The organism is Enterobacter soli (assembly GCF_964208575.1).
Classification (GTDB): domain Bacteria; phylum Pseudomonadota; class Gammaproteobacteria; order Enterobacterales; family Enterobacteriaceae; genus Enterobacter; species Enterobacter soli_A.
The window spans coordinates 64,498-72,606 of sequence record NZ_CAXOFU010000025.1; the positions used below are offsets into that span (position 1 = coordinate 64,498).

Annotated in this window: 9 protein-coding genes; all 9 read left to right on the forward strand. The window is 63.1% G+C overall.

What is annotated here, in order from left to right:
* The first annotated feature begins 75 nt into the window (after positions 1–75).
* A complete protein-coding gene (gene hycA / locus AB6V08_RS20525) occupies positions 76–540 on the forward strand; it encodes a formate hydrogenlyase regulator HycA (protein ID WP_368544649.1) in 465 nt (154 codons plus the stop codon).
* Between the two features lie 70 nt (positions 541–610).
* Positions 611–1,219, forward strand: coding sequence for a 4Fe-4S dicluster domain-containing protein (locus tag AB6V08_RS20530; RefSeq protein ID WP_368544650.1), 609 nt, complete (start codon positions 611–613; stop codon positions 1,217–1,219).
* Positions 1,216–3,030, forward strand: coding sequence for a formate hydrogenlyase subunit 3 (gene hycC, locus AB6V08_RS20535; RefSeq protein ID WP_368544651.1), 1,815 nt, complete (start codon positions 1,216–1,218; stop codon positions 3,028–3,030). Before AB6V08_RS20530 ends, hycC begins: the two co-directional genes overlap by 4 nt.
* A 1-nt stretch (position 3,031) precedes the next feature.
* Positions 3,032–3,955, forward strand: coding sequence for a respiratory chain complex I subunit 1 family protein (locus AB6V08_RS20540; RefSeq protein WP_368544652.1), 924 nt, complete (start codon positions 3,032–3,034; stop codon positions 3,953–3,955).
* Positions 3,956–3,970: 15 nt separating this feature from the next.
* Positions 3,971–5,680: a formate hydrogenlyase subunit HycE gene (hycE, locus tag AB6V08_RS20545; protein WP_368544653.1), complete on the forward strand. Its 1,710-nt coding sequence runs from the start codon at positions 3,971–3,973 to the stop codon at positions 5,678–5,680.
* A 9-nt stretch (positions 5,681–5,689) separates the two neighbouring features.
* Positions 5,690–6,232 carry a formate hydrogenlyase complex iron-sulfur subunit gene (locus AB6V08_RS20550; protein ID WP_368544654.1) on the forward strand — a complete coding sequence of 181 codons (543 nt, stop codon included), beginning with the start codon at positions 5,690–5,692 and terminating at the stop codon, positions 6,230–6,232.
* A complete protein-coding gene (locus tag AB6V08_RS20555; protein WP_368544655.1) occupies positions 6,232–6,999 on the forward strand; it encodes an NADH-quinone oxidoreductase subunit B family protein in 768 nt (255 codons plus the stop codon). The genes AB6V08_RS20550 and AB6V08_RS20555 overlap by 1 nt, the downstream gene beginning before the upstream one ends.
* Entirely contained in the window at positions 6,996–7,406 is a 411-nt protein-coding gene (locus AB6V08_RS20560; RefSeq protein ID WP_368544656.1) for a formate hydrogenlyase maturation HycH family protein, read from the forward strand. The genes AB6V08_RS20555 and AB6V08_RS20560 overlap by 4 nt, the downstream gene beginning before the upstream one ends.
* On the forward strand, positions 7,399–7,854 hold the full coding sequence (gene hycI / locus AB6V08_RS20565; RefSeq protein WP_368544657.1) for a hydrogenase maturation peptidase HycI: 456 nt from the start codon (positions 7,399–7,401) through the stop codon (positions 7,852–7,854). The genes AB6V08_RS20560 and hycI overlap by 8 nt, the downstream gene beginning before the upstream one ends.
* Positions 7,855–8,109 lie beyond the last annotated feature (255 nt).

The window sequence follows — 8,109 nt, forward strand, 5'->3', positions numbered from 1 at the left end:
TATTAAAAATCAATAAATTAAAAACTGGCATGGATTCTGCTTAACAGGGCAATCTCCATTAACCGGATATCTGACATGACTATTTGGGAAATCAGCGAAAAAGCAGATTACATCGCACAGCGACACCAGCAGCTTCAGGAGCAATGGCACCTGTACTGTAACTCTCTGGTTCAGGGGATCACCCTGTCGAAAGCCCGCCTGCACCACGCCATGAGCTGTGCGGCGCAGGGGGACATGCGCTTTGTGCTGTTCGGCCACTTCACGATTTATGTGACCCTGGCAGACAGCTTCAACAGCCACACCATCGAATACTACGTCGAGACAAAAGACGGCGAAAAACAACGCATTGCGCAGGCGCAGCTGATGACAGACGGCATGGTGGACGGCCACGTCAGCAACCGCGATCGCCAGCAGGTGCTGGAGCATTACCTGGAAAAAATCGCGCCGGTCTACGACAGCCTCTATACCGCGGTTGAGCACGATTTGCCGGTGAACCTGCAGCAGCTGATGAGCGAGACGCCGTCGGCGAACGTTGCCTGATCTGTACGTGTCGAGAAGTGTCGATGCGACAGCTTTTCGTCAAAAATGACCATCACCAGAGGATTGCCCGGTGAACCGTTTTGTAATTGCCGACTCGACGGTCTGTATTGGCTGTCGAACCTGTGAGGCGGCGTGTTCGGAAACGCATCGCCTGCACGGGTTGCAGTCAATGCCGCGTCTGCGCGTAATGCGTAATGAAAAAGAGTCTGCCCCGCAGCTCTGCCACCACTGTGAAGATGCCCCGTGCGCGGGCGTGTGCCCGGTGAACGCCATCACCCGCGTTGACGGCGCGGTACAGCTGAACGAGAGCCTGTGCGTCAGCTGCAAGCTGTGCGCCATCGCCTGCCCGTTTGGCGCCATTGAATTTTCCGGCAGCCGCCCGCTGCATGTTCCGGCTAACGCCAACACCCCGAAAGCGCCGCCCGCGCCGCCGGCCCCTGCGCGCGTCAGCTCGCTGCTGGACTGGGTGCCGGGCGTGCGGGCCATCGCCGTCAAGTGCGACCTGTGCAGCTTTGACGAACAGGGCCCGGCCTGCGTGCGCACCTGCCCGACCAAGGCGCTGATTCTGGTCAATATCCGCGATATCGCCCGCACCAGCAGGCGCAAGCGCGAGCTGACCATCAACACCGATTTCGGCGATCTGTCGCTGCTTCAGGCGCAGAGCGAGGGGGCAAAATGAACGCTGTGATGATGATTAACAGCGCGGTGGCCTGGTTCGCCGCCTCCGCGGTGCTGGCGCTTATCTGCGCCTTCCATAAGCCGCTCAGCGGCTGGATTGCCGGAATTGGCGGGGCAGTCGGCAGCCTGATGACCCTGGCCTGCGGCGCGGTGGTGTTGCTCGGCGGGCGCTCGGCTGAGGCGGTGATGCCGCTGGTGCGTCACGCCGTTGCGCTCACGCCGCTGAACGCCATCTGGCTGGTGACCTTCGGCCTGTGCGGGCTGTTTATCAGCCTGTTTAATATCGACTGGCACCGCCATCCGGACGCCAAAGCCAACGGCCTGCTGGTGAATCTGCTGATGGCGACCGCCGTGTGTACGGTGATCGCCAGCAACCTCGGCGCGCTGGTGGTGATGGCGGAGATCATGGCCCTGTGTGGCGTGTTCCTGACCGGATGCAGCGCCTCCGGCAAGCTGTGGTTTGCCCTGGGTCGCCTCGGCACGCTGCTGCTCGCCCTGGCCTGCTGGCTGGTGTGGCAGCGCTTCGGCACCCTGGACTTTGCCGACCTGCACGGCCAGCCGCTGGGCGACGACGTCTGGCTGCTGGGCGTGGCGGGCTTTGGCCTGCTGGCGGGGATTATTCCGCTGCACGGCTGGGTTCCCCAGGCCCACGCCAACGCCTCCGCCCCTGCGGCGGCGCTGTTCTCCACCGTGGTGATGAAGGTCGGGCTGTTCGGCATTCTGATGCTCTCCCTCGCGGGCGGGCAGCCGCCACTGTGGTGGGGCGTGCTGCTGCTGGTGGCGGGGATGGTGACGGCGTTTGTCGGCGGGCTGTACGCGCTGATGGAGCACAACATCCAGCGCCTGCTGGCGTACCACACTCTGGAAAACATCGGCATTATCCTGCTCGGCCTCGGCGCGGGCATCACCGGGCTGGCGCTGAACCAGCCGGCGCTGATTGCCGCCGGGTTTATTGGCGGGCTTTACCACCTCATCAACCACAGCCTGTTTAAAAGCACGCTGTTCCTCGGCGCGGGCAGCGTCTGGTTCCGCACCGGGCACCGGGATATCGAAAAGCTGGGCGGGATCGGCAAGAAAATGCCGGTTATCGCGCTGGCGATGCTGGTCGGGCTGATGGCAATGGCCGCGCTGCCGCCGCTGAACGGCTTTGCCGGGGAGTGGGTGATTTACCAGTCCTTCTTCGCGCTCGGTCAAAGCAACCTGTTTATCGCCCGCCTGTTAGGGCCGCTGCTGGCGGTCGGGCTGGCAATTACCGGGGCGCTGGCGGTGATGTGTATGGCGAAAGTGTACGGCGTGACCTTCCTCGGCGCGCCGCGCACCCGCGAGGCGGAAAACGCCTGCTGCGCGCCCGTATTGATGGCGACAAGCGTGGTGGCGCTGGCCCTGTGCTGCATCGCGGGCGGCGTTGCCGCGCCGTGGCTGCTGCCGCTGCTGGGAAGCGCGATTCCGCTGCCGCTGGTCACGGCGCACACCGTCGTGTCCCAGCCGATGATGGCGCTGCTGCTGATTGCCGCGCCGCTGCTGCCGTTCATCCTGATGCTGTTCTTCAAACGCGACCGGCTGGCGTCCCGCGCGCGCGGTGCGGCGTGGGCCTGCGGCTACGAACACGAGCAGTCGATGGTCATCACCGCCCACGGTTTCGCCATGCCGGTGAAGGAGAACTTCGCCGCGGTGCTGAAGCTGCGCCACTGGCTCAACCCGGTGGGGTTAGTGCCGGGCTGGCAGAGTGCCGCCGCGCCCGCGCTGTTCCGACGCCTGGCGCTGATCGAGCTGGCGGTGCTGGTAGTGATTGTGATTTCACGAGGAGCCTGACATGAGTCTGTTACTGGCAATACTTCAGGCGCTGGTGTTATTCGCCGCCGCGCCGCTGCTCTCCGGGATTAGCCGCGTGGCGCGCGCCCGGATGCACAACCGTCGCGGGCCTGGCGTGCTGCAGGAGTACCGCGATCTCTTCAAGCTGCTCGGGCGCCAGAGCGTGGCGCCGGACGCCGCGGGCTGGGTGTTTCGCCTGACGCCGTTCGTGATGGTGGGCGTGATGCTCACCATCGCCACCGCGCTTCCTGTCGTCACCGTTGGCTCGCCGCTGCCGGCGCTGGGGGATCTGATCACCCTGATCTATCTCTTCGCCATCGCCCGCTTCTTCTTTGCCATTGCGGGTCTGGATACCGGAAGCCCGTTCACCGGGATCGGCGCCAGCCGCGAAGCGATGCTCGGCGTGCTGGTAGAGCCGATCCTGCTGCTCGGGCTGTGGGTTGCCGCCCAGGTGGCGGGGTCTACCCACATCAGCTTTATCACCAGCACCGTCTACCACTGGCCGCTGGCGCGCTCCATTCCCCTGGGGCTGGCGCTGTGCGCCTGCGCGTTCGCCACCTTTATTGAGATGGGCAAACTGCCGTTCGACCTCGCGGAAGCGGAGCAGGAGCTGCAGGAAGGGCCGCTCACCGAATACAGCGGCTACGGCTTTGCGGTGCTGAAGTGGGGCATCAGCCTCAAGCAGCTGGTGGTGCTCCAGATGTTCGTCGGCGTGTTCTTCCCGTGGGGGCAGATGACGCACTTCTCGGCGGGCGGGCTGCTGCTGGCGGTAGTGATTGCCGCCCTCAAGCTGCTGGTCGGCGTGCTGGTGATTGCCCTGTTTGAAAACAGCATGGCGCGTCTGCGCTTTGCCGCAACGTCGCGCATTACCTGGGCCGGGTTCGGGTTTGCATTTTTAGCGTTTGTCTCCTTGCTGGTAGCGTGATTGAAGAGAGTTTTTATGTCTGAAGAGAAAAAAGGTCAGCAGTATCTTGCCGCACTGCATCAGGCCTTCCCCGGCGTGGTGCTGGATGAGTCCTGGCAAACGAAAGACCAGATTACGATCACCGTGAAGGTGAACTACCTGCCGGAAGTGGTGGAGTTTCTGTACTACAAGCAGGGCGGCTGGCTGTCGGTGCTGTTCGGTAACGACGAACGCCAGCTGTGCGGCAGCTACGCCGTCTACTACGTGATGTCGATGGAGCAGTTCGAGAAGTGCTGGCTTACCGTGCGCGTAGAGGTTGACCCGAACAAGCCGGAATACCCGTCCGTCACGCCGCGCGTGCCTGCCGCCGTCTGGGGCGAGCGCGAAGTGCGCGACATGTACGGTCTGGTGCCCGTCGGCCTGCCGGACGAGCGCCGCCTGGTGCTGCCGGACGACTGGCCGGATGAACTCTATCCGCTGCGTAAAGACAGCATGGACTACCGCCAGCGCCCGGCGCCGACCACCGACAGCGAAACCTACGAATTCATCAACGAGCTGGGCAGCAAAAAGAACAACGTGGTGCCGATTGGCCCGCTGCACGTCACCTCCGATGAGCCGGGCCACTTCCGCCTGTTCGTTGACGGCGAGAACATTATCGACGCCGACTACCGCCTGTTCTACGTCCACCGCGGCATGGAAAAGCTGGCGGAAACCCGCATGGGCTACAACGAAGTGACCTTCCTCTCCGACCGCGTGTGCGGCATCTGCGGCTTCGCCCACAGCACCGCTTACACCACCTCGGTGGAGAACGGCATGGGGATCGTGGTGCCGGAGCGCGCGCAGATGATCCGCGCCATTCTGCTCGAAGTGGAGCGTCTGCACTCGCACCTGCTGAACCTCGGCCTGGCCTGCCACTTCGTCGGCTTCGACTCCGGGTTTATGCAGTTCTTCCGCGTGCGCGAGGCGTCGATGAAGATGGCGGAGATCCTCACCGGGGCGCGTAAAACCTACGGCCTGAACCTGATCGGCGGGATCCGCCGCGACCTGCTGAAGGACGACATGATCCAGACCCGCCAGCTCGCCCAGCAGATGCGCCGGGACGTGCAGGAGCTGGTGGACATGCTGCTCAGCACGCCCAACATCGAGCAGCGCACCGTAGGCATTGGCCGTCTTGACCCGGAGATCGCCCGCGACTTCAGCAACGTCGGCCCGATGGTGCGCGCCAGCGGCCACGCCCGCGACACCCGCGCCGATCACCCGTTCGTGGGCTACGGCCTGCTGCCGATGACCGTCCACAGCGAGCAGGGCTGCGACGTGATCTCGCGCCTGAAGGTGCGTATCAACGAAGTCTACACCGCCCTGAACATGATTGACTTCGGCCTGGACAATCTGCCGGGCGGCCCGCTGATGGTGGAAGGCTTCACCTACATTCCCAACCGCTTTGCCCTCGGCTTCGCCGAAGCGCCGCGCGGGGACGACATCCACTGGAGCATGACTGGCGACAACCAGAAGCTCTACCGCTGGCGCTGCCGCGCGGCGACCTACGCCAACTGGCCGACGCTGCGCTACATGCTGCGCGGCAACACGGTGTCGGACGCGCCGCTGATCATCGGCAGCCTCGATCCGTGCTACTCCTGCACCGACCGCATGACGGTGGTGGACGTGCGTAAGAAGAAAAGCCAGGTGGTGCCGTACAAAGAGCTTGAGCGCTACAGCATCGAGCGTAAGAACTCGCCGCTGAAATAAGGATTCGCCATGTTTACCTTTATCAAAAAAGTCATCAAAACCGGCACCCCGACCAGCAGCTATCCGCTGGAGCCGATGCCGGTAGACAAAAACTTTCGCGGTAAGCCGGAGCATAACCCGCAGCAGTGCATCGGCTGTGCGGCCTGCGTCAACGCCTGCCCGTCGAGCGCCCTGACGGTGGAAACCGATCTCGCGACCGGGACGCTGAGCTGGCAGTTCAACCTCGGGCGCTGCATCTTCTGCGGCCGCTGCGAAGAGGTCTGCCCGACGGTGGCGATCCGCCTGTCCCAGGAGTTTGAGCTGGCGGTGTGGAACAAAGCGGATTTCCTGCAGCAGTCGCGCTTCGACATCTGCAGCTGCCGCGTCTGCCAGCGCCCCTTCGCCGTGCAAAAAGAGATCGACTACGCCATTGCGCTGCTTAAGCACAACGGCGACGTGCGGGCCGAACATCACCGGGAAAGCTTTGAAACCTGCCCGGAGTGCAAGCGTCAGAAGTGCCTGCTGCCGTCTGACCGCATCGATTTAACCCGCCACATGAGAGAGGCCAGCTAATGGAAAACTTACTCGGCCCGCGCGACGAGCGGGGCATTCCGGTGCCGATGACGGTGGACGAATCCATCGCCAGCATGAAGGCATCGCTGCTGAAAAAAATCAAACGCTCGGCCTACGTCTACCGCGTGGACTGCGGCGGCTGCAACGGCTGTGAGATTGAAATCTTCGCCACCCTGTCGCCGCTGTTCGATGCCGAACGCTTTGGCATCAAGGTGGTGCCGTCCCCGCGCCATGCGGACATTCTGCTGTTCACCGGGGCGGTGACCCGCGCCATGCGTTCCCCTGCGCTGCGCGCCTGGCAGTCGGCCCCCGACCCGAAAATCTGCATCTCCTACGGGGCGTGCGGCAACAGCGGCGGCATCTTCCACGATCTGTACTGCGTGTGGGGCGGCACCGACAAAATCGTGCCGGTGGATGTCTATATTCCGGGCTGCCCGCCGACGCCCGCCGCTACGCTGTACGGCTTTGCGATGGCGCTCGGCCTGCTGGAGCAGAAAATCCACGCCCGCGAGCCGGGTGAGATAGACAGCCAGCCCGCCGCGATATTGCATCCGGACATGGTGCAGCCGCTGCGCGTTAAGGTTGACCGGATGGCGCGCAGGCTGGCGGGGTATCGCTACGGCCGCCAGATTGCCGATGACTATCTGCGCCTGCTGAGCCAGGGCGATCGTCAGGTGGCCCGCTGGCTGGAGGCGGAAAACGATCCGCGCCTGAACGAGATTGTGGCGAACCTGAATCAGGTGGTAGACGAGGCGCGTATCCGATGAGTGAAACGGTGGTGTTCAGCCAGCTGAGCCGTAAGTTTATTGATGAGAACGACGCCACGCCGGATGCGGCGCAGCAGGTGGTCTATTACAGCCTGGCGATTGGGCACCACCTCGGCGTGATCGACTGCCTGGAGGCGGCGCTAAGCTGCCCGTGGGACGACTATCTGGCGTGGATAAGCACGCTGGAGGAGGGCAGCACCGCGCGGCGCAAAATGGAAGGCGTGCCGAAGTATGGCGAAATCGTTATCGACGCCAACCATATCGCGATGCTCGCCAACGCCTTTGACGCGGCGCTCGGCGGGCAAACCCCTACCCAGCAGGCGTGGACGAAAACCCTGCTCGGGATGCTGCATGATATTCATCAGGAGAGTGCCATCTACCTGATGGTGAGGAGATTACGTGACTGACGTTTTACTGTGCGTAGGCAACAGCATGATGGGCGACGACGGCGCAGGCCCGCTGCTGGCGGAAATGTGTCAATCGAACCCGCAGGGGAATTGGGTGGTGATTGACGGCGGCAGCGCGCCGGAAAACGACGTGGTGGCGATTCGCGAGCTGCACCCGGACCGGCTGTTAATCGTCGATGCCACCGATATGGGGCTCAACCCCGGCGAGATCCGCCTGATCGACCCGGACGATATCGCCGAGATGTTTATGATGACCACCCACAACATGCCGCTCAATTATCTGGTGGATCAGATCAAGGACGACGTGGGCGAGGTGCTGTTTTTGGGCATTCAGCCGGATATCGTCGGGTTTTATTACCCGATGACGCCGCCGGTAAAAGAGGCGGTAGAGGTGGTGTATTACCGGCTTGGGTCGTGGGTTGGGGAGGGGGGATTTGCTCAGCTGTGAGCGGTGCCGGGTGGCGACCCGGCCTACGAATTGCCCCCTTCGGGGAGAGGGAGAGGGGAACATACGGCTTTGGAGGTGGTTCCGTTCACCTTACGTTCCCTGCTTCTCTGTCGCCACAATACCTGTGAACGTGTCAGGGCGGCTCAGTCGCCGCCGCCCTGACAACCCGGGCTCCCGGCAAGAAAATCGCCGCTTCGCGGTGCCCTCAGCTTATTCCTTCAGGCTATCGGGTCGGGCACCAGCCTGCATCCATGC

Bases quoted from the DNA above. Each gene is read 5' to 3' on its own strand.
- hycA (WP_368544649.1), top strand. From the start codon at position 76: ATGACTATTTGGGAAATCAGCGAAAAAGCAGATTACATCGCACAGCGA.
- hycC (WP_368544651.1), top strand. From the start codon at position 1,216: ATGAACGCTGTGATGATGATTAACAGCGCGGTGGCCTGGTTCGCCGCC.
- AB6V08_RS20540 (WP_368544652.1), top strand. From the start codon at position 3,032: ATGAGTCTGTTACTGGCAATACTTCAGGCGCTGGTGTTATTCGCCGCC.
- hycE (WP_368544653.1), top strand. From the start codon at position 3,971: ATGTCTGAAGAGAAAAAAGGTCAGCAGTATCTTGCCGCACTGCATCAG.
- AB6V08_RS20550 (WP_368544654.1), top strand. From the start codon at position 5,690: ATGTTTACCTTTATCAAAAAAGTCATCAAAACCGGCACCCCGACCAGC.
- AB6V08_RS20555 (WP_368544655.1), top strand. From the start codon at position 6,232: ATGGAAAACTTACTCGGCCCGCGCGACGAGCGGGGCATTCCGGTGCCG.
- AB6V08_RS20560 (WP_368544656.1), top strand. From the start codon at position 6,996: ATGAGTGAAACGGTGGTGTTCAGCCAGCTGAGCCGTAAGTTTATTGAT.